Source organism: Rhodococcus sp. NPDC056960 (assembly GCF_042674125.1).
Lineage (GTDB): Bacteria > Actinomycetota > Actinomycetes > Mycobacteriales > Mycobacteriaceae > Rhodococcus_F.
In genome coordinates this window covers 145,250-167,112 of record NZ_JBHURF010000005.1, presented here as the reverse complement: position 1 = coordinate 167,112, position 21,863 = coordinate 145,250, and the positions used below count along the sequence as shown (strand labels likewise).

Here is a 21,863-nt window from a genome sequence, read left to right as displayed (position 1 = left end):
TCGCCGCAGTGCGGTGACCGGCGCCGGGGGAGGACCGCGTGACATTCGAGTTGCCACCCGCCAAAGGGCCTGTGAGTCACTTCGCCAACGAAGTAGGCGCACTCATCGGATTCTCGATCGCGACGACGGTAACCGCGGTGCGAGTTCTGGTGCGGCGCAAGCTGGCCTGGCGGGAACTGCTGGACCAGGCCTGGCGGATCGCGTCGGTCACGTCGGCGCCCGCCCTGCTGCTGATGATCCCCATCGGCGTCCTCATCGCCGTCACGATCGGTAGCCTCGCCGGTCAGCTCGGCGCCGAGGGGTACACCGGGGCGGTCGTGGGGTTCGTGATCGTCGGGCAGGCGTCCGCGCTGGTGTGCGCGCTGATGCTCGCCGGAGTCGGCGGCTCCGCGATCTGCGCCGACCTCGGCTCGCGAACGATCCGCGAGGAGGTCGAGGCCATGGAGGTCCTCGGACTCAACGTGATCGAGCGGCTCGTGGTCCCGCGCGTGTTCGCGGCGGTGATCGTCGGCGTCGCTCTCTGCGCGATGGTCACCGCAGTCGGGGTGTCGGCCTGTTTCCTGTTCCAGGTGGTCGTCCAGAACAGTTCGGCGGGAAGCTTTCTCACGGCACTGTCGCAGTACACGCGGTTGTCGGATTTCGTGGTCGCCCTCGTCAAGTCGATGGCGTTCGCGGTGACGTCGGCGCTCGTCGCCAGTTTCAAGGGGCTGCACGCCAAGGGCGGCCCGAGCGGTGTCGCCGATGCCGTCAACGAGGCGGTGGTGCTCGCCTTCATCCTGGTCTTCATCGTCAACACCGTGCTCAGTCAGCTCTATTCCGTTCTCGTCGTCCCGGTAGGTGGTTACTGATGGTCGTGAGCACCCGATGGCCGGGCGCCCGGTGGGTACGGTCCCGGGCCCGTCAGCCGCTGGACGTGGTGACGGGTCTGGGGCGCGAGTTCACGTTCTACGGCAGCGTGATCGCCGGGGTCCCGCTCGCGGTCGTGAAGTATTGGCGGCACATCATGCGCCAGATCGGCGACATCAGTTTCGGCGGCGCCACACTGCTCGCCGGCGGCGGCGCAATCGGTGTCGTCTTCGCGATGTCCGCGGTCGCCGCCACACAGGTGGGCATCGAGGGACTGCGCGGGCTCGACCTGCTCGGCATGGGATCGCTGTCCGGGCTTCTGTCGGCGATCCTCAACACCCGCGAACTCGCGCCGGTGATCGCGAGCATCGCGCTGGCGGCGAAGGTGGGGACCGGGTTCACGGCGCAGCTCGGCGCCATGCGCATCTCGGAGGAGATCAGCGCGCTCGACGCGATGGCGATCCCCTCGCTGCCCTTCCTCGCGAGCACACGACTCGTCTCGTGCCTGATCTGTGTGGTGCCGCTGTACGTCGTCGGGCTGCTGTCGTCGTATCTGGCGTCGCGGCTGGTGATCGTCACGTTGAGCGGACAGTCGGCCGGAACCTACGACTACTACTTCCATCTCATGCTCACCCCCACCGACGTCGTGTACTCGTTCGTCAAGGCCGTCGTGTTCGCGACGATCATCGCGCTGGTGCACTGCTCGTACGGATACCACGCGTACGGTGGCCCGGAAGGCGTCGGCCGGGCGGCCGGGCGGGCGCTGCGGACGAGCATCCTCGCCATCGGCATCGTCGATCTGCTGCTGACCCTGACGTTGTGGGGTCTCGTCCCGTCCGCACCTGCCCTGGGACTGCCGTGATGCGCGGCCGCCCGGGAGGTCCGGGTAACGGCGCACTCGCCGCGCGGGGGGTGATCGGCGTGGCGGTCCTGATCCTGGGATCGGCAGCGCTGGTCGGTCTCGGCACCGGTGCCATTGTCACCGATCCCGTGGTGACGGCGACCCTTCCGGCCGCCGCCGGTGCCGTGAAATCCCACACCACGGTGTCCTACAAGGGTGCGGCCGTCGGAACCGTGTCGAGTGTCGACCCCGGAATGGACGAGACGGGCATGGACATCACCCTTCGCCCCGAGCAGATGCACAACATTCCGGCGTCCGTTCAGGTGCGGGTAGTGCCCCGCACACTGTTCGGCGACCAGAACGTCGAGTTGGTGTCGACCGCCGGAACCGGCGGCGCGCGACTCGAGGCGGGCGCCCGTCTGCAACCCGACACCTCGGCCGCGACCGTCCAGATGTACGACCTGTACTCGAAGGTCTACGACATGCTGTCGCGGGTGAAGCCGGAGCAGATGCAGGCGGCGCTGAGCGCGGTCGCCGACGCGCTGCGCGGACGCGGTGAACAGCTGGGACACACGATCGACAGTCTCCACGCGGTCGCGACATCGACTGCGCCTCTCGTCGATTCGGTCGCGGAGCGGGCGCCGCAGATCGCCCGGATCGGTGAGCAGCTGGCCGCGGCAGCGCCGGACGTCCTCGCCACCATGGACGCCGCGGCGGTGTCTCTGTCGAACACTCTCGTCGAGAACGCCGACAGCTTCACCGGATTCCTCGCAGCCTCGTTCGTCGTGTCGAGGAACTCCGGAGACGTACTGGAACAGAACGCGGACAACATGATCGCGGTGGCCCTGAACATCTCGCCGACGCTGGGCGCCATGGCCAGCAAGTCGGATCTTCTGCGAGCCACCCTCGACGAGGCGGGCCCGTTCGGCGACGCCGGCGCCGCCGTCTTCTCCACCGGGAAGTTCGCGGTCCGGGTCGCCGCCGACCTGTCCAACCCGCGGCCGTACACGTCGGCCGACTGCCCGCGGTACACCGGCGTGAGCGGACCGAACTGCGGAGGCGGTGACGGAGGATGAGCGTCCGCAACTCGGCAATCAAACTGGCGGTCTTCGCCGTCCTCGGCATCCTGTCGGCAGTCCTCGTGGTCAACACCCTACGGGTGCCGGTCGAAGGGAAGACCGTGACGTACAGGGCGTTGTTCACCGACGCGCAAGGTGTCACCCCCGGTAGCGACGTCACCATCGCCGGTGTGCGGGTCGGACGTGTCGATTCGATCGGCATCGTCGACGGCGCCGTCGGAAGCGCCACGGCCCTAGTGGATTTCGAGGTGCAACGCGATCAGGAGCTTCCCGCCGACACCACCGTCGCGATCCGATACGGCGACCTGCTCGGGGTCCGGTATCTCGATCTGGCGGCCGGACCGTCGGGCGAGGGCACGCTCGCGGAGGGCGACACGATCCCGCTCGACCGCACGTCGCCCGCACTCGATCTCACCAGTCTCTTCAACGGATTCAAGCCACTGTTCGACGCCATCGACCCGAAGCAGGTCAACGCGCTCGCCACCGAGGTCGTCGCCGTGTTCGACGGCAGGAAGGCGAGCATGGAAACCCTGCTGCGCAGGGTCGCGGACGTCACCGGCAACCTGGCGAATCACGATCAGCTCATCGGCGATCTCATCCGGAACCTCGAGGTGGTGGTCGGAACGGCCGCGGCGCGGGGTCCCGAACTGTCCCACCTCGTCGACGGCCTCACCCAATTCACCGGAATGCTCGCCGAGAACAACCAGGTTCTCATGGACACCCTGGACCAGAGTGCGGCGGTCAGCCGGTCGGCGCTGCAGATCGTGGACGGCCGCGTCCCGGAGCTCAGCCGCAACGTGGAACAACTCCACTCGCTGACGGGGGCGATGCTGGGCGCCGACCCGGAATTCGACCACCTCATGGTGGCCATGCCGGAATTCTTCTCGTCCGTCGACCGCTCGGGCTCGTACGGCTCGTGGCTCAACATCTACCTGTGCACCTTCATCGTCAACGTCGACGGTCGCGAAGGTGCCCTCGGTCCCGACCTGCATTCGAGGTACTGCCGATGAGTGTCACCGACAAGGTGCGCGACGTCTGGGACGCGCTGGCCGGAAATCAGCGGGTGCGGCCCGTCAACCCACTGATCGTCGGGATCGCCGGAATTCTCGCGGCGACGCTGGCGCTGGCGCTGGTTCTGGTGATCCCACGGGTGAGCTTCGCCGTGCGGACCGACGGATACACCGCGGAACTCGCGAACGCCGCGGGGCTCACCGACTCCGATTACGTCTACGTGGCGGGTGTCCCGGCCGGCCGGGTGACCGCGGTCGATCTGGCGGGCGATCACGTGGTCGTGCACTTCCGTCTCGACAGTGAACGCCACCTCGGATCGACGACGTCCGCGGGCGTGAAGCTGGCGACCATTCTCGGCAAGCGGTATCTCGACGTGTCACCGTCGGGACCGGGCGACCTCGAGACCGATGGGGTGATCCCGCTGAGCCGCACCAGCGTTCCGTACTCGCTCGACGACATCGGATCGTCCGCCGTCGAGACCGCGGGCGACCTCGACCTCGACGGATTGCAGAAGATGCTCACGGTCGTGACGGACACGGTGCCGCAGGACGCGACCCTCAACCGCGAGGCATTGGCGGGTGTGAGTGCTGCGTCCGCGATCCTGGCGAGGAACGCCGACCAGGTCACGCAGTTGCTGGGCAGTTCCCGGACCCTGGCGAACGTGCTCGTCGGTCAACGGGATCAGCTCACCACCCTGCTCGGCAACGCGGACGTCGTGATGAACACGCTCGCCACCCGGCGCGCGGCCATCCGCCAGATGGTCGACGATCTGCAGGCGCTGGTCGCACAGGCCTCCCAGTTCCTGGGCGAGAACACCGTCGAACTCGACTCGCTGCTCGCGAACGCGAGGCAGGTGACGGACCGGCTCACTGCGAACCTCGCGAACCTCGACGCGCTGCTGTCGACGGGTGCCCCTGCGGCGCGGGCGCTCGTCAACGCGACCGGCAACGGCGACTGGGCCGACGTGTCCGCACCGTCGGCCGTGATCGCCGACAACCTGCTCTGCGTCGTCGGGCTGATCACGGGGTGCTCGTGACCGCGGGCGTCGGGCGCAGAGTCGCCGGGATCGGTGGCGTGCTCGCTCTCGTGGTGGCGATCGTGGTGGCCGGCTGGCTGCTGATCTTCCGCACGTCGTCCATCGTCGTGCACTCCGAATTCGCCTACATCAACGGCGTGTTCCCGGGTACGAAGGTCTCGGTTCTCGGAGTTCCGGTCGGCACCGTCGAGGCGGTGGAGCCGAGAGGAGCGACCGTGATGGTCACGATGTCCGTCGCACCGGACGTCGTGCTGCCCGCGGACGCGAACGCGTACGTGCTGGTGACGTCCGCGATCGGGGAGCGCTTCGTCGAACTCGGTCCCGCGTACACCGGCGGACCGGTGTTCGAGAGTGGGCAGACCATCCCACCCGAACGCAGTCATTCGCCCATCACCTGGGACCAGCTGATGGACAGCGTCGACACCGTGGTCGAAACTCTCGGCCCGGACGGCGGCGACGCCGGCGCCGCGATCTCGGCCGCGGCGGCGTCTACGGACGGGCTCGGCCCCGCGATGAACGACGCGATCCGCACACTGTCGCAGGCGAGTTCGGTGATCGCGGGCAACAGTGCGGACGTCGGCGCGCTCGTCGACAATCTCGAAGTCCTCGTGAACACGATCTCCGCGCGTCAGGCGCAGGTCGATTCGCTGGCCGGTTCGCTCACCGCGATCGGGGACGAGTTCGCCGGCCAGACGTTCGCGATCGGCGACACGGTGGACCAGTTGTCCGCGCTGCTGAACCAGATCGACCAGCTCGTGTCCGCACGGGGCGGCGACATCGGCGCCGGCATCGGCAACCTCGCCGGAGTGAGCGAGGTGCTGCAGAGGCACGACACCGACCTCGCCGAGATCATGGACCTGGTGCCCCTGTTGATCGACAACATCGCGCGTGCGGTCACTCCGGACCAGCGTGCCCGCATCCGGCTGAACATCTCCACCAATCTCGCGCAGGCCGAGCCGACGTCCCCGCTGTGCGCGGTGGTGGATCCGATTCTCTGCCGGGGAGCGGGAATCACCAACCCGATTCAGTTTCCGCCCAGCATGTCCGACCCGTTCGGGCTGCGCGAACTCATGGTCGGAGGACGATGACGATCCGGACGAGGACGAAGTCGCTGACGGCGGCGCTGGTCGTCGGTGTGGCGTTGCCTGCCGCGGGGTGTTCGCTGAGCCTACAGGATCTGTCGGTGGGGCGTTCGCCGGACGGGCCGTCATATCAGATCTCCGCGCAGTTCGACGGAGTGGATCGCGTCGTCCCCGGCGCCGAGGTTCGTGTGGGTCAGGAGGTGGTGGGCCGCGTCTCGGACGTATCGACCCGGAACTTCACCGCTCGGATCGAGATGCGGATCCGCGACGACGTCCCGATACCGCGGGACGCGACGGCCCGGATCGAATTACCCACGGCCCTCGGCAATCCCTTCGTCCGGCTCGATGTCGGGGACGCGGCGGGTGCACCCATGAGTGAGGGCGACACGATCCCCCTGGACCGGACGTCGCGCGGTCCCGACATCGAGAGCGGGCTGGCCGCCCTGGCCACCGTGCTGAACGGCAGCGGCATCGACCAGATGCACGCCATCATGAACGAATTGACCGTCGCCTTCACGGGCCGCTCGGACAAGGTGCGGGAACTGGTGGACATGCTGAACGACACACTGGGGGTCGTCGACGACCATCGGGACGAACTCGACCGGGCGATGGTGGCGTCCAATGCCTTCGCGGCGGACCTCGCGGCCGGGCAACCGGTCCTCGACCGGGCGATGACAGGCCTGGCCCCGGCGGTGGATCTCCTGGTGTCGCAACGAGATCAGATCATCGCGCTGATGGGGGAGGCGTCCCGTCTCAGCCGCGAGGCGCAACGCGTCCTCGGCAGCGCCGGATCCGAGTTGTCCGCCGAGATCAGCGATGCGGGTGCCGTCCTCACGGCACTCGACGGGTTCGAATCGCAACTCGCGCCGACGTTGAATTCGGTGGCGACGTTTCTCGGTGGATTCGCGGCCGCCACACCCGGTGACTACACCACGTTCGACGGAACGTTCGACGTCACCGCAGTCATCGCCAAGCTGTTGACCGGATCTGCTCCGCTCGAGGTGCCGGAAGCCCGCACACTGCCCGAGGTGCTCGGGGGTGGCGTCCGATGATGACACGTCACGTGGTGGCACAACTGGTGCTGTTCCTCGTGATCTCGATCGCCGCGATGCTGTTCGGGCTGCGGTACGTGACCGGCCCGGACACGTTCGGACGTCCCATTCACCTGAGTGCCCGGCTCGACCACGCCGCCGGCCTCGCGCAGGGGGCGTCCGTCAACTATCGCGGCGTCGGGGTGGGCACGATCAGCTCCGTCGACGTGAACCCCGAAGGGACGGGCGTCGTCCTCGGGATCGAACTGCACCCCGGCACCCGGGTACCTGCCGGCTCGACCGCGAAGATCACCACCGAGAATGCGATCGGCATCCAGGCGCTCGACCTCATGCCGGACAGTGCCGACCCGCCGTACTACGGCGACGTCGTCGACGTTCCGGAGGAGGGCATCCCCCGTTCGCTCGACGCGACCCTTCTCGAAACCACGGACCTCGTCGACTCGATGGACGTCACCGCCCTGTCCTCGCTGGCGGACACGTTCGGCACCGCCTTCGGAGGCACGGGACCCGACCTGCAGAACCTGCTCGACGGTTCCGCCGAAATAGCCCGCACCCTCGAAACCCGTACCGACGCACTGTCGACCATAGTGAACAAGGGAATGCCGCTCCTGAATACGGCGGACGGCCTCACCGCCGCGCTGCCGGAATCGGCGAGCACCGCTCGCAGCGTGCTCGAGGAATTGCGAGCCCACGACTCCGCCGTCGTCGACCTGCTCGGGCGCTCACCGCAGACGATGGCGAGCCTGGACGCGTTGCTTTCGGGCAATCGGGACTCGCTGGGCGCCCTGGTGGCGAATCTTGTTCTCCCCACCCGGATCGTCGGCGACCGCACGCCCTCCCTCGACTACGGCCTGACGATCATGCCCGGCGCACTGCCGAAGATCGCGTCGATCGAAAAGGGCGGCCTCGCCGACCTTCTGCTGGTCGGAACGCAGGGGCCGATGTGCGTGTACGACGCCCCGCGCCGTCTGGTAACGGACGCGGAGCCGAGTCGGCCCGCCCTGGACTGGACGTGCCAGTCGCAGCAGTATCTCGAGCAGCGGGGTGCGGTGAACGTTCCACGGCCCGACGACCTGGGTCAGGAGAACGCGACGCGGAACGGCGGTGTCTACGGTCCACCGGCCGCGGACGATCCGCTGGTGATCGAGCCGCCGCTGACGGGGCACACCCCGCGTTAGGGCGCGGGTCGTTACGCCGGGGTGCCCGCCGCCCGCCGATAGCCACGTACCGCGGGGTAGGTGAAGATCAGCAACCCGGCCACCGACCATGCGACGGCCTTGATGAGAGGTTCCGCGACGGGCCCGCCCATCGACAGTCCCTTCATCGCGTCGATCGCACACGACATCGGCTGGTTCTCCACGAACGGCTGCAGCCAGGTCGGGTAGGCGCCGGTGGGCACGAACCCCGAGTTGAAGAACAACAGGAGGGTGCACAGCAGGGAGAGGAGTTCGACGAGGGGAGCCTTCGCCGCGTTGACGGCGAGGGCGGTCACCATCGTCGCGAAACTCACCCCGAACAGCAGGGGCACCAGCATCAGCGCAATCCCGGCGAGAACGCCTTGGTTGAACCGGAATCCGATGGCGAACCCGACGGCGATGATCAGCACCGTGGTGAGCACGATCCGCACGGATTCCGCCATGAGCCGGCTGAGGAGGCCCGACGCGCGGTGCACGGGTAGCACCCAGAACCGGCTGAGGAGCCCGTCCGCCCATTCCTTCTTCAGTGACAGTCCGCCCGCGATGGAACCGAACATCGCGCCGACGAGCGTGATCATCGGAACGGTGCCGAACACGCTGTTGACCCCGGTGGCCTTGGTGATCGAGATCCCGAGCACCGCCCAGAACATCAGCAGCATGAGCGACGGGTACACGATCGCCTGGAGCATGGTGTACGGGTCGCGTGCCCAGCGCAGCAACAGGCGCCTGGTCTGCAACAGGCTGTGCGAGAACAGGGCGGCGAAGGAATTCTCCGGGTGGGGTTCGATCACCTCGGGAAAGGTCACCGTCGCCGGTGTGTCGGATCGGTACTCGGTGGTCATCCGCGCCTCACATTCGACCAGATCGACAACGGGATGAAGACGAGCGCCAACCCCGCACACCACAGCAGCGTGGGGGTCAGGAGCTGAAACGTGATCGTCCCGTCCGTCATGGCACGCAGGGACGAGGAGAATTGCGAGATCGGTTGATTTCGCACGAAACCCTGTGCCCATTCGGGGAACTGCGTGACCGGAACGAAGCCGGAGGAGAACATGCCGAGAATCAGCTGGGGGAGTGTCAGTGCCTGACTGGTCACCTCGGGGCTCTTCGTGAGTGTGCCGAGGGCGTCGGCCCCCGTGGTGAGGGTGAATCCGATCAGCATCGCCAACCCGCAGAACGCCGCGGTCAGCCCGGCTCCGCCGGAGAACCGGAACCCGATCGCATATCCGTAGCCGATGGCGGCGATCAGCGAGATCGTCGAGTGCACGAGGCAGGCGGTCATGCGCGCGGCCAACGGGACCCCGGCCGCGATCGGCATCGTCTGGAACCGCGAGTTCATGCCGTTCGACGCCTCGGTGGCCGCCCGGTGTGCCGCCGAGATCGCGGTGAACGCCATGGCCTGCAGGATGATGATCGGCATGACGAACTGGGCGTAATCGATGCCCTGGAACTTCATCACCAGGCGCAGCGGCAGATAGAAGCCGACCGTGAAGATGAGCGGGGCGAGCACCGCGATGAAGAACTGACCGAAGACCCACATCGTGTGCAGGTTCCGCTGCGACAGCGCGATCCACTGCTGGATGCTCGACGGATGCGGTCGACGGTGTCTGCCCTCGAATGTGCTGTCGAACCCGAGCTGGGCGGGGGCCGTCACGACGGCAGACTCTCGTCGACGCGGACGTGACCGGTGAGCGAGAGGAACACGTCGTCGAGCGACGGCCGCCGCAGGGCGATGTCGGCGAGCGTCACCTCCGCGAGGTCGAGGCGACGCAGCACCTCGGCCAGGGTCTGGGCGCCGTGTTCCGCGGGGATCGACAACCGGTCGGGGCCTTCCTCGATGACCCGTCCGGGTGGGCACAGGTTCGTGAGGATCTCCCGGATGCGCGGCAGGTCGTCGAGGCTGACCGGGACCACTTCGCAGTAGCTTCCGCCGGTGCGCGCCTTCAATTCGTCGGCCGTGCCCTCGGCTATCACGGTGCCCTTGTCGATCACGACGATGTTGTCGCTCAGGAGGTCGGCCTCCTCCAGGTACTGGGTGGTCAACAGGATCGTGATGCCCTGCTCCTTCAGCGCGGAGACGAGCGACCACACGCCTTGGCGGCTGCGGGGATCGAGCCCGGTGGTCGGCTCGTCGAGGAATACGACCTCGGGGCGGATCACCAGACCGCAGGCGATGTCGACGCGTCGTCGCATACCGCCGGAGTAACCGGACACCTTCCGGTCGCCGGCGTCGAGTAGATCGAATTGGGACAGCAGGTCCTGCGCGCGCGCCTTCGCCGCACCCTTGGGCAGACCCATCAGCCGGCCGAAGAGCACCAGATTCTCGCGGCCGGTCAGCGACTCGTCGAGTGCTGCGTACTGGCCGGTCATCATGATGCTGCGACGGACGTCGGCCGCCTCCTGGACGACGTCGTGCCCGGCGACGAATGCCCGGCCCGCATCGGGCCGGAGCAGTGTGGACAAAACATTGACGGTCGTGGTCTTCCCCGCCCCGTTGGGGCCCAGGATGCCTAGAACCGTGCCGCGGGGCACCTCGAAACTCACGCCCCGCAACGCAGCGACGTCACCGAAGGATTTCTCGATTCCCTCGACAAGAACGGCGGTGTCAGGTGCAGGCATGTCCCGAGTATGTCACGCGAGGATGGCGATCAAGGCAGACCGGCGAACACCCTCGCGCCCCCGGAAAACTTCTGTAACGGGAGCGGACGGCGACGCGATCATTACCGGACACCTGTACCACTTCGACCCCGGCGACCACGGCGGGGAGAGCCCTGCCCCGCCGGATCTCGTGAGCTACGTCGAGGTTCCGGTTCCTAGGAAGAGGCACACTGCAATTCGGTCCGGCAGCGAGAGGCGCCGGGAAGGAATGTGAGCTACGACATGAGTTCCTCGCGGCGACCCTCGCCTACCGCCGGGTGACCCACGTCGTGATGTCGGCGTGAACCACCTCGACCCCCTGGCCGTCGAAGATGCGCACGGGCACGACGACGTCGGCGCCCTCGGTGATCGCGCCGAAGTCCGGCAGTTCCGTCAGTGCGGCGACGGCGCGCAGCGGCCCGTTCGCCTTGGCGAGGTAGTCGACCGTCATCGACTTGGGGATCCACCGGTGAGTGGAGGGGACGGTCGCCTCGGACAGCATGCCCATGGCGGCTTCGGCGAGGTTGCACGCGGCGATCGCGTGGAACGTGCCCAGATGGTTGCGGACGCCCCACCACTTCGGTGCGCGGACTTCGCAACGGCCCGGCCGCATCTCGACGACGCGGGGGAGCACCGAGCCGAAGTACGGGACGCGCAGGCACATGCCGACGGAGAAGAGGGCGTGTCCGAGCGCGTTGTCGGGGAGCTTCTGCCACGCGGAGTACGTGGGACTCGGGGAAAGGGTCATGCCGTGCATCTTACTCCGAAGTAAGATACACGGCGGCGAGGGAGTGATGCGACCGGGTTTGAAGTCTTTCGCCCGGTACGGCATACTGGTCGGGTTGCCTTGTCTGGGACGCGATCGTTTGCGGCCCGAAACAGGTGGGGTGAAACGTCGCGCAGTAAGTCTTAAATGACCTGCTCGCGGCCACATGCAAGACGGAAGCAGTACCTACTGGCACTCGAAACGAGTGCATCCGGTGCGCGTTCCCGGCCCGAACAGCTGAAAAGTTCCGGGTCGGAGAATGAGTGGGAGGGCGACACGCCCGACCGCGTGTACCGGAGAACCATGACAGATGAACAGCGGCAGCGGATCGGGTGTGTCCCGGTCGCCTAGCGTTCGGACAGTTGCGGCCCAGGCAAGGGACTGTGCAGACGAGGTAGTTCGGCCCGACTCGGGTGGGACTACGAAACGCGGCAAGAAAAGGACACTAAGCGTGGCGGGACAGAAGATCCGCATCAGGCTCAAGGCCTACGACCATGAGGCGATCGACGCGTCAGCGCGCAAGATCGTCGAGACGGTGACCCGTACCGGGGCCCGCGTCGTTGGACCCGTGCCGTTGCCGACCGAAAAGAACGTGTACTGCGTCATCCGCTCGCCGCACAAGTACAAGGACTCGCGCGAGCACTTCGAGATGCGTACTCACAAGCGGCTTATCGACATCCTCGACCCGACGCCCAAGACGGTTGACGCGCTCATGCGCATCGACCTTCCGGCCAGCGTCGACGTCAACATTCAGTGAGCGCGGCGGAGACAAAAACAATGACTGATACCAAGATCAAGGGAATCCTGGGCACCAAGCTCGGCATGACCCAGGTCTTCGACGAGAACAACCGGGTCGTTCCGGTCACCGTCGTGAAGGCCGGACCGAACGTCGTGACCCAGATTCGTACCGAAGAGCGTGACGGCTACAGCGCCGTGCAGCTCGCGTTCGGCGCCATCGACCCGCGCAAGGTGAACAAGCCGACTTCCGGCCAGTTCGCCAAGGCCGGCGTCACCCCGCGCCGTCACGTTGTGGAGCTCCGCGTTGCCGACACCTCGGAGTACGAGGTCGGCCAGGAACTTACCGCCGAGGTCTTCGAGGACGGCGCCTACGTCGACGTCACCGGAACCAGCAAGGGTAAGGGCTTCGCCGGAACCATGAAGCGCCACGGCTTCGCCGGTCAGGGTGCGTCGCACGGTGCACAGGCCGTGCACCGTCGCCCCGGTTCCATCGGTGGTTGCGCCACTCCGGGCCGCGTGTTCAAGGGCATGCGCATGTCCGGCCGCATGGGTAGCGACCGCATCACGACGCAGAACCTCTCCGTTCACAAGGTGGACGCCGAGAACGGCCTGCTGCTGATCAAGGGTGCGATCCCCGGCCGCAAGGGTGGCCTCGTGATCGTCAAGAGTGCAGTGAAGGGTGGTGCACGAGCATGACCAGCACCGAGACATCGACGACCAAGCTGACGCTGGACGTCAAGGTCGCCGGCGGCAAGACCAACGGCACCGTCGATCTCCCCGCGGAGATCTTCGACGCGCCTGCCAACATCGCGCTTCTCCACCAGGTTGTCGTCGCGCAGCTCGCTGCTGCACGTCAGGGCACCCACGCCACCAAGACCCGCGGCGAGGTTCGCGGCGGTGGCAAGAAGCCGTACCGCCAGAAGGGCACCGGCCGCGCTCGTCAGGGCTCGACCCGTGCGCCGCAGTTCGCCGGTGGTGGCACCGTCCACGGCCCGCAGCCGCGCGACTACTCGCAGCGGACCCCCAAGAAGATGAAGGCCGCCGCCCTGCGCGGAGCCCTCTCCGACCGGGCCCGTAACGAGCGCATCCACGTGATCACCGAACTGGTCGCCGGTCAGACTCCGTCCACGAAGTCTGCCCGCACGTTCCTCGGCGAGATCTCGGATCGCAAGAAGGTCCTGCTCGTCGTCGGCCGCGCGGACGTCGCCGCTTGGAAGAGCGTGCAGAACCTGGACGGCGTGCACCCCATCGCACCCGACCAGCTCAACACCTATGACGTGCTCAACAGCGATGACGTCGTGTTCAGCGTCGAGGCTCTGAACGCGTTCATCCACGGGCCCGCCGAGACCGCCCAGGAAGAGAACAAGGAGGAGGGCAAGTGAGCACCATCGCCGATCCCCGCGACATCCTGCTCGCCCCGGTCATCTCCGAGAAGTCCTACGGACTGATCGAGGAAGGCACCTACACCTTCCTGGTGCACCCGGACTCGAACAAGACGCAGATCAAGATTGCCGTCGAGAAGATCTTCGGCGTCACCGTGACCAGCGTCAACACCGCCAACCGTCAGGGCAAGCGCAAGCGGACCCGGTTCGGTTACGGCAAGCGCAAGGACACCAAGCGCGCGCTCGTGACCCTCTCGGCCGACAGCAAGCCCATCGAGATCTTCGGAGGACCGGTCGCGTAAGCGCCGGGACTTGACGAGACATAGAGGACGAGAAGACTCATGGCAATCCGTAAGTACAAGCCGACAACCCCGGGCCGTCGTGGCTCGAGCGTCTCGGACTTCGCCGAGATCACTCGGTCGACCCCCGAGAAGTCGCTGATTCGCCCGCTCCACGGACGCGGTGGACGTAACGCACACGGTCGCATCACCACCCGGCACAAGGGTGGCGGACACAAGCGCGCCTACCGGCTGATCGATTTCCGTCGCAACGACAAGGACGGCGTGCCGGCCAAGGTCGCTCACATCGAGTACGACCCCAACCGCACCGCGCGTATCGCCCTGCTGCACTACGCGGACGGCGAGAAGCGCTACATCATCGCCCCCAAGGGCCTGTTCCAGGGAGCACCGGTCGAGTCCGGTGCCGGCGCCGACATCAAGCCCGGCAACAACCTGCCCCTGCGCAACATCCCGACGGGTACCACCATCCACGCGGTGGAACTGCGCCCGGGTGGCGGCGCCAAGATGGCCCGCTCGGCCGGATCCAGCATCCAGCTGCTCGGTAAGGAAGGCACCTACGCCACGCTGCGTATGCCGTCCGGCGAAATCCGTCGCGTCGACGTTCGCTGCCGCGCCTCGATCGGTGAGGTCGGCAACGCCGAACAGTCGAACATCAACTGGGGCAAGGCCGGCCGTATGCGCTGGAAGGGCAAGCGCCCGACCGTCCGTGGTGTCGTGATGAACCCGGTCGACCACCCGCACGGTGGTGGTGAGGGTAAGACCTCCGGTGGTCGCCACCCGGTCAGCCCGTGGGGCAAGCCCGAGGGCCGCACCCGCAAGAACAAGGCGAGCGACAAGCTCATTGTCCGTCGTCGCCGTACCGGCAAGAACAAGCGCTAGGAGGGAGTGAAGGATGCCACGCAGCCTCAAGAAGGGCCCGTTCGTCGATGACCACCTCCTCGCGAAGGTGGACGTGCAGAACGAGAAGGGAACCAAGCAGGTCATCAAGACCTGGTCCCGTCGTTCCACGATCATCCCGGACTTCATCGGCCACACGTTTGCGGTTCACGACGGCCGCAAGCACGTCCCCGTGTTCGTTTCCGACTCGATGGTCGGACACAAGCTCGGAGAGTTTGCACCGACCCGCACGTTCAAGGGTCACATCAAGGATGATCGGAAGGCGAAGAGGCGATGAGCAACACCGAAACCGCCAACCCGACCGCCAAGGCAGTAGCGCGCCACGTGCGCGTCACGCCGATGAAGGCGCGTCGCGTTGTGGACCTGGTCCGCGGGCGTTCGGTTGAAGACGCCCTGAACATCCTGAAGTTCGCGCCGCAGGCAGCGAGCGAGCCGGTCGCCAAGGTGATCGCCTCCGCAGCAGCCAACGCCGAGAACAACCTCGACCTCGACCCGAGCACGCTTGTCGTCGCCACGGCGTTCGTGGACGAGGGCGCGACCCTCAAGCGGTTCCAGCCGCGTGCACAGGGACGTGCGTTCCGTATCCGCAAGCGCACCAGTCACATCACCGTGATCGTGGAGAGCCTGCCGAAGACCGGAACATCGACCCGTAATCGCCGGAAGGGAAGTGCTCAGTAGTGGGCCAGAAAATCAACCCGCACGGCTTCCGCCTCGGCATCACCACCGACTGGAAGTCTCGCTGGTACGCAGACAAGCAGTACGCGGAATACGTCAAGGAAGACGTCGCGATCCGTAAGCTCCTGGCCACCGGCATGGAGCGCGCGGGCATCGCGAAGGTCGAGATCGAGCGCACCCGTGACCGTGTGCGTGTGGACATCCACACCGCCCGCCCGGGTATCGTCATCGGTCGCCGCGGCGCCGAAGCCGATCGCATCCGTTCCGAGCTCGAGAAGCTGACCGGCAAGCAGGTCCAGCTGAACATCCTCGAGGTCAAGAACGCCGAGGCCGAGGCTCAGCTCGTCGCACAGGGTGTCGCCGAGCAGCTCTCGAACCGTGTCGCCTTCCGTCGCGCGATGCGCAAGGCCATCCAGTCGGCCATGCGTCAGCCCAACGTCAAGGGAATCCGCGTTCAGTGCTCCGGTCGTCTCGGCGGCGCCGAGATGTCCCGGTCGGAGTTCTACCGCGAAGGCCGTGTGCCGCTGCATACGCTTCGTGCGGACATCGACTACGGCCTCTACGAGGCCAAGACCACCTTCGGCCGCATCGGCGTGAAGGTCTGGATCTACAAGGGCGACATCGTCGGTGGCAAGCGTGAGCTCGCCGCCAACGTGGCTGCTCCCGCAGGCGACCGCCCGCGTCGTGAGCGTCCGAGCCGCCCCCGTCGTTCCGGTGCCACCGGCACCACCGCGACCAGCACCGAGGCCGGCCGCGCAGCGACCGCCACCGCCGATGCACCCGCTACGACTGAACAGAAGGAGGGCTGACGCATGTTGATCCCACGGCGGGTCAAGCACCGCAAGCAGCACCATCCGAGCCGTTCGGGTGCCGCCAAGGGTGGAACCCAGGTGACCTTCGGTGATTACGGCATCCAGGCTCTCGAGCCCGCCTACATCACCAACCGGCAGATCGAGTCCGCTCGTATCGCCATGACCCGGCACATCAAGCGTGGCGGCAAGATCTGGATCAACATCTTCCCGGATCGCCCCCTCACCAAGAAGCCGGCCGAAACCCGCATGGGTTCCGGTAAGGGTTCGCCCGAGTGGTGGATCGCGAACGTCAAGCCTGGTCGCGTGATGTTCGAGATGAGCTACCCCAACGAGGAGATCGCTCGTGAGGCCCTGCGCCGCGCGATGCACAAGCTCCCCTGCAAGTGCCGGATCGTGACAAGGGAGGAGCAGTTCTGATGGCTACTGGAACCCCAGCCGCAGAGCTCCGCGAGCTCACCGAAGAAGAGCTGGTCACCCGGCTTCGTGAGTCGAAGGAAGAGCTGTTCAACCTTCGTTTCCAGATGGCCACGGGTCAGATGGACAACAACCGTCGACTTCGTACCGTTCGTCACGAGATCGCGCGTATCTACACCGTTCTGCGTGAGCGTGAGCTCGGGCTGGCCGTTGGTCCGGACGCAGGTGACGCGGCATGAGTGAGGAAAAAGCAGTGAGCACTGAAGAGCGCGGCAGCCGCAAGGTCCGCACCGGATACGTCGTCTCCGACAAGATGGAGAAGACGATCGTGGTCGAGCTCGAGGACCGGGTCAAGCACCCGCTCTACGGCAAGATCATCCGGCGCACCAGCAAGGTGAAGGCGCACGACGAGAACGGCGTCGCAGGCATCGGTGACCGCGTGCAGCTGATGGAGACCCGTCCGCTGTCCGCGACCAAGCACTGGCGTCTCGTCGAGGTCCTCGAGAAGGCCAAGTAAGAACCGAATAATGTATCCGGTACAATGGTGGGGTTGCCTTGCGGCCGACGCACGGCAACCCCACCGTTGTGCCGCCCACCAGGGTGGCCCCTCTCGCAGGGCACGGGTGCAGACCGCGCACGTCGGGTCGGAAATCTGCCGTGCAACAGTCCAGGTCAAGGAGAAGTAAGTGATTCAGCAGGAGTCGCGGCTGCGCGTCGCCGACAACACGGGTGCCAAGGAGATTCTCTGCATCCGCGTTCTCGGTGGTTCGTCTCGCCGTTACGCCGGGATCGGCGACATCATCGTCGCCACCGTCAAGGACGCCATCCCGGGTGGAAACATCAAGAAGGGCGAGGTCGTCAAGGCCGTCATCGTCCGTACCACCAAGGAACGTCGCCGTCCGGACGGTTCGTACATCAAGTTCGACGAGAACGCCGCCGTCCTCATCAAGCCGGACAACGATCCCCGTGGCACCCGCATCTTCGGCCCCGTCGGCCGTGAGCTGCGTGAGAAGAAGTTCATGAAGATCGTCTCGCTCGCCCCGGAGGTGCTGTGATGAAGGTGCACAAGGGTGACACCGTGCTGGTCATCGCCGGCAAGGACAAGGGCGCGAAGGGCAAGGTCATTCAGGCCTACCCCGCGACCAACAAGGTCCTCGTCGAAGGCGTGAACCGCATCAAGAAGCACACCGCGGTTTCCGCGAACGAGCGCGGAGCTTCCTCCGGCGGCATCGTCACGCAGGAAGCCCCGATCCACGTTTCCAACGTCGCGGTCGTCGACTCGGACGGCAACCCCACTCGCGTGGGCTACCGGACCGACGAAGAGTCCGGCAAGCGCGTTCGGATTTCCCGGAAGAACGGGAAGGACATCTGACATGACCTCCACTGAGAACAAGATCCAGCCGCGCCTGAAGACTCGCTACCGCGAGGAGATCAAGGCTGCGCTGAACACCGAGTTCGACTACGCCAACGTGATGCAGATCCCCGGCGTCGTCAAGGTTGTCGTCAACATGGGTGTCGGTGATGCCGCTCGCGACGCCAAGCTGATCAACGGTGCCGTCAACGACCTCGCTCTGATCACCGGTCAGAAGCCCGAGATCCGCAAGGCCCGCAAGTCCATCGCGCAGTTCAAGCTCCGCGAGGGAATGCCGATCGGTGCCCGCGTCACGCTGCGTGGCGACCGCATGTGGGAGTTCCTGGACCGTCTCGTGTCCGTCGCGCTTCCCCGCATCAGGGACTTCCGCGGCCTGTCGGGCAACCAGTTCGACGGCAACGGCAACTACACGTTCGGCCTGAACGAGCAGTCGATGTTCCACGAGATCGACGTGGACAAGATCGACCGCCCGCGCGGCATGGACATCACCGTGGTGACCACCGCGACCAACAACGAAGAAGGCCGTGCCCTGCTGAAGCACCTCGGCTTCCCGTTCAAGGAGAACTGAGCTAATGGCTAAGAAGGCATTGGTCAACAAGGCCAACAAGAAGCCCAAGTTCGCGGTGCGCGCCTACACCCGCTGCCAGCGCTGCGGCCGTCCGCACTCGGTGTTCCGCAAGTTCGGCCTGTGCCGAATCTGCGTCCGCGAGATGGCGCACGCCGGCGAGCTGCCCGGCGTTCACAAGAGCTCCTGGTGAGCCGGTGACGCCGTCGCCTCGCGGCGACGGCGTCACCCCACAGACTTCCGGTTCGTAACCTCGAACCGGGAAACGTAAGACCTACTTCGCGATAGGCCTGCGCCGGATTCGGCAGAGGGAACCGTTGTGAGAAAGGTAGAGGTCAACCTCATGACCATGACCGACCCCATCGCAGACTTCTTGACGCGTCTGCGCAACGCCAACACGGCGTACCACGATGAGGTGAAGTTGCCCCACTCGAAGATCAAGGCGAACATCGCCGAGATCCTCAAGCGCGAGGGTTACATCGCCGACTACCGCACCGAAGACGCCGAGGTGGGCAAGACCCTCATCGTCGACCTGAAGTACGGCCCGAGCCGTGAGCGCAGCCTTGCCGGCGTGCGTCGCGTCTCCAAGCCCGGTCTGCGTGTGTACGCGAAGTCCACCAACCTGCCCAAGGTTCTGGGCGGCCTCGGCGTGGCGATCATTTCCACGTCCACCGGCCTGCTCACCGATCGCCAGGCGGCCAATCAAGGAGTGGGCGGGGAAGTCCTCGCCTACGTCTGGTAAGGGAGGCCACCACAATGTCGCGTATTGGAAAGATTCCCGTCACCGTCCCCGGCGGCGTCGACGTCTCGATCGACGGCCAGGACGTCACGGTCAAGGGACCCAAGGGCACGCTCGCCCTGACGGTCGCCGAGCCGATTGCCATTGCGAAGAACGACGACGGCACGCTCAGCGTGACGCGTCCGGACGACGAGCGTCGCAGCCGTGCGCTGCACGGTCTGTCTCGCACCCTGGTGCAGAACCTCATCACCGGTGTCACCGACGGTTACACCACCAAGATGGAGATTCACGGCGTCGGTTACCGCGTTGCCCTCAAGGGCAAGGACCTCGAGTTCGCACTCGGCTACAGCCACCCGGTCCCGATCGAGGCTCCGGAAGGCATCACCTTCGCGGTCGAGTCGCCCACCAAGTTCTCGGTGTCGGGCATCGACAAGCAGAAGGTCGGGCAGATCTCGGCCAACATCCGTCGTCTCCGCCGTCCGGACCCGTACAAGGGTAAGGGCGTGCGTTACGAGGGTGAGCAGATCCGCCGCAAGGTCGGAAAGACGGGTAAGTGATATGAGCCAGACTGCAAACCAGAAAGCCAAGCGGATTCCGCTCGGCAAGGATGCGTCCACGAAGCGTCGCCTGTCGAAGGTGCGTCGTCACTTCCGTCTCCGCAAGAAGGTCTCCGGCACGCCCGAGCGTCCCCGCCTGGTCGTCAACCGGTCCTCCCGCCACATCCACGTCCAGCTGGTGGACGACCTCGCGGGCCACACCCTGGCCGCGGCGTCGACCACCGAGGCCGACGTGCGTGCAGCGGACGGCGACAAGAAGGCCCTCAGTGCGAAGGTCGGTCAGCTGATCGCCGAGCGCGCGAAGGCCGCCGGTGTCGAGACCGTCGTGTTCGACCACGGCGGACACGGCTACCACGGTCGCATCGCGGCCCTTGCGGACGCAGCTCGCGAAGGCGGGTTGAAGTTCTGATGACCAAGACCGAGTACATGAACGGAAGGACAGCCTGATGCCGGGACGTCAGAGGCGTGACGGCGGAAGCGGACCCGCCGGACAGAATGGCCCCAACACGGGGGACAACCGCGGCGGCGGCGACCGTCGTGGTGGCGGTCGCGACGATCGTCGCGGCGGACAGTCGGCCGAGAAGTCGAACCACATCGAGCGCGTCGTCACGATCAACCGCGTGTCGAAGGTCGTCAAGGGTGGTCGTCGCTTCAGCTTCACCGCTCTGGTGATCGTGGGCGACGGCAACGGACTGGTCGGCGTCGGCTACGGCAAGGCCAAGGAAGTTCCTGCGGCCATCCAGAAGGGCGTCGAGGAGGCTCGGAAGAGCTTCTTCCGCGTTCCGATGATCGGCAGCACCATCACGCACCCGGTTCAGGGTGAGGCCGCAGCAGGCGTCGTCATGCTGCGTCCGGCAAGCCCCGGTACCGGTGTCATCGCCGGTGGCGCGGTGCGTGCCGTGCTGGAATGCGCCGGCATCCACGACATTCTGTCGAAGTCGCTCGGTAGCGACAACGCCATCAATGTTGTGCATGCGACCGTCGCTGCGCTCAAGGGCCTGCAGCGCCCCGAGGAAGTTGCCGCTCGCCGCGGTCTCGCCCTCGAGGACGTTGCCCCTGCCGGCATGCTGCGTGCGCGCGCACAGGCTGGGAGCGTGAAGTAATGGCCGAACTCAAGGTCACTCAGATCAAGAGCACCATCGGTACCAAGCAGAACCAGCGGAACTCGCTGCGCACCCTCGGCTTGAAGGGCATCCGTCAGACGGTTGTCCGCGAGGACAATGCCCAGAACCGCGGTCTGATCAACGTGGTGCGCCACCTCGTCACAGTTGAGGAGGTCTAACCATGACCATCAAACTGCATCACCTGCGCCCCGCGCCGGGAGCCAAGACCGAGAAGACTCGCGTCGGTCGTGGTGAAGGTTCCAAGGGTAAGACCGCAGGCCGCGGCACGAAGGGCACCAAGGCCCGCAAGAACGTGCCCGCCGCCTTCGAGGGTGGACAGATGCCGCTGCACATGCGTCTGCCCAAGCTCAAGGGTTTCACCAACCCGTTCCGCACCGAGTACCAGGTCGTCAACGTCGGCGACATCGCCCGTCTGTTCCCCGAGGGTGGACAGGTCACGGTCGAGGACCTCGTTGCCAAGGGTGCCGTTCGCAAGAACCAGCTCGTCAAGGTTCTCGGCGACGGTGACCTGACTGTCGCCGTCCAGGTGACGGTCGACAAGTTCACCGGCTCCGCCAAGGAGAAGATCGCTGCTGCCGGTGGTACCGCCACCGAGCTGTGAGCTATCACCGCTAGCCAGTAGATGGCCGCAGTACAGCCTTTCGCTGTACTGCGGCCATTTGCGGCTGTACGGGCGGCACTGCCGCAGGTCTCCCAACTGTGCGTTCAGTTGCCACTGTTAGAGTTCTAGAGTTCATTCACGG

33 protein-coding genes are annotated in these 21,863 nt (G+C 66.1%); 29 read left to right on the top strand and 4 right to left on the bottom strand.

The genetic code is table 11. The annotated features are described in order from the left end of the window. Positions 1–38 precede the first annotated feature (38 nt). The 8 genes from ACFTWF_RS09955 to ACFTWF_RS09920 are packed head-to-tail and all read left to right on the top strand — an operon-like array spanning position 39 to position 8,125. Positions 39–848 (top strand): MlaE family ABC transporter permease, encoded by an 810-nt coding sequence (locus ACFTWF_RS09955; protein WP_378461035.1) that lies wholly within the window; start codon positions 39–41, stop codon positions 846–848. After that, the gene (locus ACFTWF_RS09950) at positions 848–1,708 is read left to right on the top strand and encodes an MlaE family ABC transporter permease (RefSeq protein ID WP_378461034.1); all 861 of its coding nucleotides are present in this window, start codon (positions 848–850) and stop codon (positions 1,706–1,708) included. Before ACFTWF_RS09955 ends, ACFTWF_RS09950 begins: the two co-directional genes overlap by 1 nt. Further along, entirely contained in the window at positions 1,708–2,763 is a 1,056-nt protein-coding gene (locus ACFTWF_RS09945) for an MCE family protein (protein ID WP_378461033.1), read from the top strand. Before ACFTWF_RS09950 ends, ACFTWF_RS09945 begins: the two co-directional genes overlap by 1 nt. Next, positions 2,760–3,776, top strand: a complete 1,017-nt coding sequence (locus ACFTWF_RS09940) for an MCE family protein (RefSeq protein ID WP_378461032.1) — start codon at positions 2,760–2,762, stop codon at positions 3,774–3,776. Before ACFTWF_RS09945 ends, ACFTWF_RS09940 begins: the two co-directional genes overlap by 4 nt. Further along, positions 3,773–4,813 carry an MCE family protein gene (locus tag ACFTWF_RS09935; RefSeq protein WP_378461031.1) on the top strand — a complete coding sequence of 347 codons (1,041 nt, stop codon included), beginning with the start codon at positions 3,773–3,775 and terminating at the stop codon, positions 4,811–4,813. Before ACFTWF_RS09940 ends, ACFTWF_RS09935 begins: the two co-directional genes overlap by 4 nt. Beyond that, on the top strand, positions 4,810–5,901 hold the full coding sequence (locus ACFTWF_RS09930) for an MCE family protein (protein WP_378461030.1): 1,092 nt from the start codon (positions 4,810–4,812) through the stop codon (positions 5,899–5,901). Before ACFTWF_RS09935 ends, ACFTWF_RS09930 begins: the two co-directional genes overlap by 4 nt. Further along, entirely contained in the window at positions 5,898–6,947 is a 1,050-nt protein-coding gene (locus ACFTWF_RS09925; RefSeq protein WP_378461029.1) for an MCE family protein, read from the top strand. Before ACFTWF_RS09930 ends, ACFTWF_RS09925 begins: the two co-directional genes overlap by 4 nt. Continuing rightward, positions 6,944–8,125, top strand: a complete 1,182-nt coding sequence (locus tag ACFTWF_RS09920) for an MlaD family protein (protein WP_378461028.1) — start codon at positions 6,944–6,946, stop codon at positions 8,123–8,125. Before ACFTWF_RS09925 ends, ACFTWF_RS09920 begins: the two co-directional genes overlap by 4 nt. 11 nt (positions 8,126–8,136) lie before the next feature. Here ACFTWF_RS09920 and ACFTWF_RS09915 read toward each other — a convergent pair whose 3' ends face one another. The 4 genes from ACFTWF_RS09915 to ACFTWF_RS09900 form a co-directional block, all read right to left on the bottom strand. After that, on the bottom strand, positions 8,137–8,985 hold the full coding sequence (locus ACFTWF_RS09915) for an ABC transporter permease (RefSeq protein WP_378461027.1): 849 nt from the start codon (positions 8,983–8,985) through the stop codon (positions 8,137–8,139). Continuing rightward, positions 8,982–9,797, bottom strand: coding sequence for an ABC transporter permease (locus ACFTWF_RS09910; protein ID WP_378461026.1), 816 nt, complete (start codon positions 9,795–9,797; stop codon positions 8,982–8,984). Before ACFTWF_RS09910 ends, ACFTWF_RS09915 begins: the two co-directional genes overlap by 4 nt. After that, positions 9,794–10,762, bottom strand: a complete 969-nt coding sequence (locus ACFTWF_RS09905) for an ATP-binding cassette domain-containing protein (protein ID WP_378461025.1) — start codon at positions 10,760–10,762, stop codon at positions 9,794–9,796. The genes ACFTWF_RS09910 and ACFTWF_RS09905 overlap by 4 nt, the downstream gene beginning before the upstream one ends. Before the next feature lie 286 nt (positions 10,763–11,048). Continuing rightward, positions 11,049–11,528: a hotdog fold domain-containing protein gene (locus ACFTWF_RS09900; protein ID WP_378461024.1), complete on the bottom strand. Its 480-nt coding sequence runs from the start codon at positions 11,526–11,528 to the stop codon at positions 11,049–11,051. Between the two features lie 469 nt (positions 11,529–11,997). Between ACFTWF_RS09900 and rpsJ the strand changes: the two genes are divergently transcribed. From rpsJ to rplO, 21 genes are all read left to right on the top strand, one after another. Further along, entirely contained in the window at positions 11,998–12,303 is a 306-nt protein-coding gene (gene rpsJ / locus ACFTWF_RS09895; protein WP_003938093.1) for a 30S ribosomal protein S10, read from the top strand. A 20-nt stretch (positions 12,304–12,323) separates the two neighbouring features. After that, positions 12,324–12,980, top strand: coding sequence for a 50S ribosomal protein L3 (rplC, locus tag ACFTWF_RS09890; RefSeq protein WP_009479366.1), 657 nt, complete (start codon positions 12,324–12,326; stop codon positions 12,978–12,980). Next, on the top strand, positions 12,977–13,666 hold the full coding sequence (rplD, locus tag ACFTWF_RS09885) for a 50S ribosomal protein L4 (protein ID WP_185728874.1): 690 nt from the start codon (positions 12,977–12,979) through the stop codon (positions 13,664–13,666). Before rplC ends, rplD begins: the two co-directional genes overlap by 4 nt. Further along, entirely contained in the window at positions 13,663–13,968 is a 306-nt protein-coding gene (rplW, locus tag ACFTWF_RS09880) for a 50S ribosomal protein L23 (protein ID WP_005239632.1), read from the top strand. Before rplD ends, rplW begins: the two co-directional genes overlap by 4 nt. A 39-nt stretch (positions 13,969–14,007) precedes the next feature. Further along, on the top strand, positions 14,008–14,844 hold the full coding sequence (gene rplB / locus ACFTWF_RS09875) for a 50S ribosomal protein L2 (protein ID WP_378461023.1): 837 nt from the start codon (positions 14,008–14,010) through the stop codon (positions 14,842–14,844). A 13-nt stretch (positions 14,845–14,857) separates the two neighbouring features. Further along, complete coding sequence (rpsS, locus tag ACFTWF_RS09870; protein WP_003940820.1) at positions 14,858–15,139, top strand: 30S ribosomal protein S19; 282 nt, start codon at positions 14,858–14,860, stop codon at positions 15,137–15,139. Next, on the top strand, positions 15,136–15,540 hold the full coding sequence (rplV, locus tag ACFTWF_RS09865; RefSeq protein ID WP_005239634.1) for a 50S ribosomal protein L22: 405 nt from the start codon (positions 15,136–15,138) through the stop codon (positions 15,538–15,540). The genes rpsS and rplV overlap by 4 nt, the downstream gene beginning before the upstream one ends. Beyond that, entirely contained in the window at positions 15,540–16,346 is an 807-nt protein-coding gene (gene rpsC / locus ACFTWF_RS09860; protein WP_005239635.1) for a 30S ribosomal protein S3, read from the top strand. The genes rplV and rpsC overlap by 1 nt, the downstream gene beginning before the upstream one ends. A 3-nt stretch (positions 16,347–16,349) precedes the next feature. Continuing rightward, positions 16,350–16,766, top strand: coding sequence for a 50S ribosomal protein L16 (gene rplP / locus ACFTWF_RS09855; protein WP_005239636.1), 417 nt, complete (start codon positions 16,350–16,352; stop codon positions 16,764–16,766). After that, positions 16,766–17,002 carry a 50S ribosomal protein L29 gene (gene rpmC / locus ACFTWF_RS09850; RefSeq protein ID WP_005239637.1) on the top strand — a complete coding sequence of 79 codons (237 nt, stop codon included), beginning with the start codon at positions 16,766–16,768 and terminating at the stop codon, positions 17,000–17,002. The genes rplP and rpmC overlap by 1 nt, the downstream gene beginning before the upstream one ends. Further along, the gene (gene rpsQ / locus ACFTWF_RS09845; protein ID WP_005239638.1) at positions 16,999–17,280 is read left to right on the top strand and encodes a 30S ribosomal protein S17; all 282 of its coding nucleotides are present in this window, start codon (positions 16,999–17,001) and stop codon (positions 17,278–17,280) included. Before rpmC ends, rpsQ begins: the two co-directional genes overlap by 4 nt. 169 nt (positions 17,281–17,449) lie before the next feature. Continuing rightward, positions 17,450–17,818, top strand: a complete 369-nt coding sequence (gene rplN, locus ACFTWF_RS09840; protein WP_005239639.1) for a 50S ribosomal protein L14 — start codon at positions 17,450–17,452, stop codon at positions 17,816–17,818. Then, the gene (rplX, locus tag ACFTWF_RS09835) at positions 17,818–18,135 is read left to right on the top strand and encodes a 50S ribosomal protein L24 (protein WP_005239640.1); all 318 of its coding nucleotides are present in this window, start codon (positions 17,818–17,820) and stop codon (positions 18,133–18,135) included. Before rplN ends, rplX begins: the two co-directional genes overlap by 1 nt. 1 nt (position 18,136) lies before the next feature. Further along, on the top strand, positions 18,137–18,703 hold the full coding sequence (gene rplE, locus ACFTWF_RS09830; RefSeq protein ID WP_005239642.1) for a 50S ribosomal protein L5: 567 nt from the start codon (positions 18,137–18,139) through the stop codon (positions 18,701–18,703). A gap of 4 nt (positions 18,704–18,707) precedes the next feature. Next, entirely contained in the window at positions 18,708–18,893 is a 186-nt protein-coding gene (locus tag ACFTWF_RS09825) for a type Z 30S ribosomal protein S14 (protein ID WP_005239644.1), read from the top strand. 150 nt (positions 18,894–19,043) lie between these two features. Further along, positions 19,044–19,442 carry a 30S ribosomal protein S8 gene (rpsH, locus tag ACFTWF_RS09820; protein WP_005239657.1) on the top strand — a complete coding sequence of 133 codons (399 nt, stop codon included), beginning with the start codon at positions 19,044–19,046 and terminating at the stop codon, positions 19,440–19,442. Positions 19,443–19,456: 14 nt separating this feature from the next. Continuing rightward, the gene (gene rplF / locus ACFTWF_RS09815; RefSeq protein WP_185728875.1) at positions 19,457–19,996 is read left to right on the top strand and encodes a 50S ribosomal protein L6; all 540 of its coding nucleotides are present in this window, start codon (positions 19,457–19,459) and stop codon (positions 19,994–19,996) included. A gap of 1 nt (position 19,997) precedes the next feature. Further along, a complete protein-coding gene (gene rplR / locus ACFTWF_RS09810) occupies positions 19,998–20,405 on the top strand; it encodes a 50S ribosomal protein L18 (RefSeq protein WP_015889921.1) in 408 nt (135 codons plus the stop codon). 37 nt (positions 20,406–20,442) lie between these two features. Then, positions 20,443–21,099, top strand: a complete 657-nt coding sequence (gene rpsE / locus ACFTWF_RS09805; RefSeq protein ID WP_005253858.1) for a 30S ribosomal protein S5 — start codon at positions 20,443–20,445, stop codon at positions 21,097–21,099. Further along, positions 21,099–21,278, top strand: coding sequence for a 50S ribosomal protein L30 (rpmD, locus tag ACFTWF_RS09800; RefSeq protein WP_005253859.1), 180 nt, complete (start codon positions 21,099–21,101; stop codon positions 21,276–21,278). The genes rpsE and rpmD overlap by 1 nt, the downstream gene beginning before the upstream one ends. A 2-nt stretch (positions 21,279–21,280) precedes the next feature. Further along, positions 21,281–21,721 (top strand): 50S ribosomal protein L15, encoded by a 441-nt coding sequence (gene rplO / locus ACFTWF_RS09795; protein ID WP_015889922.1) that lies wholly within the window; start codon positions 21,281–21,283, stop codon positions 21,719–21,721. The last annotated feature ends 142 nt before the right edge of the window (positions 21,722–21,863 follow it).

Bases quoted from the DNA above. Each gene is read 5' to 3' on its own strand.
- ACFTWF_RS09950 (WP_378461034.1), top strand. From the start codon at position 848: ATGGTCGTGAGCACCCGATGGCCGGGCGCCCGGTGGGTACGGTCCCGG.
- ACFTWF_RS09945 (WP_378461033.1), top strand. From the start codon at position 1,708: ATGCGCGGCCGCCCGGGAGGTCCGGGTAACGGCGCACTCGCCGCGCGG.
- ACFTWF_RS09940 (WP_378461032.1), top strand. From the start codon at position 2,760: ATGAGCGTCCGCAACTCGGCAATCAAACTGGCGGTCTTCGCCGTCCTC.
- ACFTWF_RS09935 (WP_378461031.1), top strand. From the start codon at position 3,773: ATGAGTGTCACCGACAAGGTGCGCGACGTCTGGGACGCGCTGGCCGGA.
- ACFTWF_RS09925 (WP_378461029.1), top strand. From the start codon at position 5,898: ATGACGATCCGGACGAGGACGAAGTCGCTGACGGCGGCGCTGGTCGTC.
- ACFTWF_RS09920 (WP_378461028.1), top strand. From the start codon at position 6,944: ATGATGACACGTCACGTGGTGGCACAACTGGTGCTGTTCCTCGTGATC.
- ACFTWF_RS09915 (WP_378461027.1), bottom strand. From the start codon at position 8,985: ATGACCACCGAGTACCGATCCGACACACCGGCGACGGTGACCTTTCCC.
- ACFTWF_RS09905 (WP_378461025.1), bottom strand. From the start codon at position 10,762: ATGCCTGCACCTGACACCGCCGTTCTTGTCGAGGGAATCGAGAAATCC.
- ACFTWF_RS09900 (WP_378461024.1), bottom strand. From the start codon at position 11,528: ATGACCCTTTCCCCGAGTCCCACGTACTCCGCGTGGCAGAAGCTCCCC.
- rplC (WP_009479366.1), top strand. From the start codon at position 12,324: ATGACTGATACCAAGATCAAGGGAATCCTGGGCACCAAGCTCGGCATG.
- rplD (WP_185728874.1), top strand. From the start codon at position 12,977: ATGACCAGCACCGAGACATCGACGACCAAGCTGACGCTGGACGTCAAG.
- rplB (WP_378461023.1), top strand. From the start codon at position 14,008: ATGGCAATCCGTAAGTACAAGCCGACAACCCCGGGCCGTCGTGGCTCG.
- rpsS (WP_003940820.1), top strand. From the start codon at position 14,858: ATGCCACGCAGCCTCAAGAAGGGCCCGTTCGTCGATGACCACCTCCTC.
- rplV (WP_005239634.1), top strand. From the start codon at position 15,136: ATGAGCAACACCGAAACCGCCAACCCGACCGCCAAGGCAGTAGCGCGC.
- rplP (WP_005239636.1), top strand. From the start codon at position 16,350: ATGTTGATCCCACGGCGGGTCAAGCACCGCAAGCAGCACCATCCGAGC.
- rpmC (WP_005239637.1), top strand. From the start codon at position 16,766: ATGGCTACTGGAACCCCAGCCGCAGAGCTCCGCGAGCTCACCGAAGAA.
- rpsQ (WP_005239638.1), top strand. From the start codon at position 16,999: ATGAGTGAGGAAAAAGCAGTGAGCACTGAAGAGCGCGGCAGCCGCAAG.
- rplX (WP_005239640.1), top strand. From the start codon at position 17,818: ATGAAGGTGCACAAGGGTGACACCGTGCTGGTCATCGCCGGCAAGGAC.
- rplE (WP_005239642.1), top strand. From the start codon at position 18,137: ATGACCTCCACTGAGAACAAGATCCAGCCGCGCCTGAAGACTCGCTAC.
- ACFTWF_RS09825 (WP_005239644.1), top strand. From the start codon at position 18,708: ATGGCTAAGAAGGCATTGGTCAACAAGGCCAACAAGAAGCCCAAGTTC.
- rpsH (WP_005239657.1), top strand. From the start codon at position 19,044: ATGACCATGACCGACCCCATCGCAGACTTCTTGACGCGTCTGCGCAAC.
- rplF (WP_185728875.1), top strand. From the start codon at position 19,457: ATGTCGCGTATTGGAAAGATTCCCGTCACCGTCCCCGGCGGCGTCGAC.
- rplR (WP_015889921.1), top strand. From the start codon at position 19,998: ATGAGCCAGACTGCAAACCAGAAAGCCAAGCGGATTCCGCTCGGCAAG.
- rpsE (WP_005253858.1), top strand. From the start codon at position 20,443: ATGCCGGGACGTCAGAGGCGTGACGGCGGAAGCGGACCCGCCGGACAG.
- rpmD (WP_005253859.1), top strand. From the start codon at position 21,099: ATGGCCGAACTCAAGGTCACTCAGATCAAGAGCACCATCGGTACCAAG.
- rplO (WP_015889922.1), top strand. From the start codon at position 21,281: ATGACCATCAAACTGCATCACCTGCGCCCCGCGCCGGGAGCCAAGACC.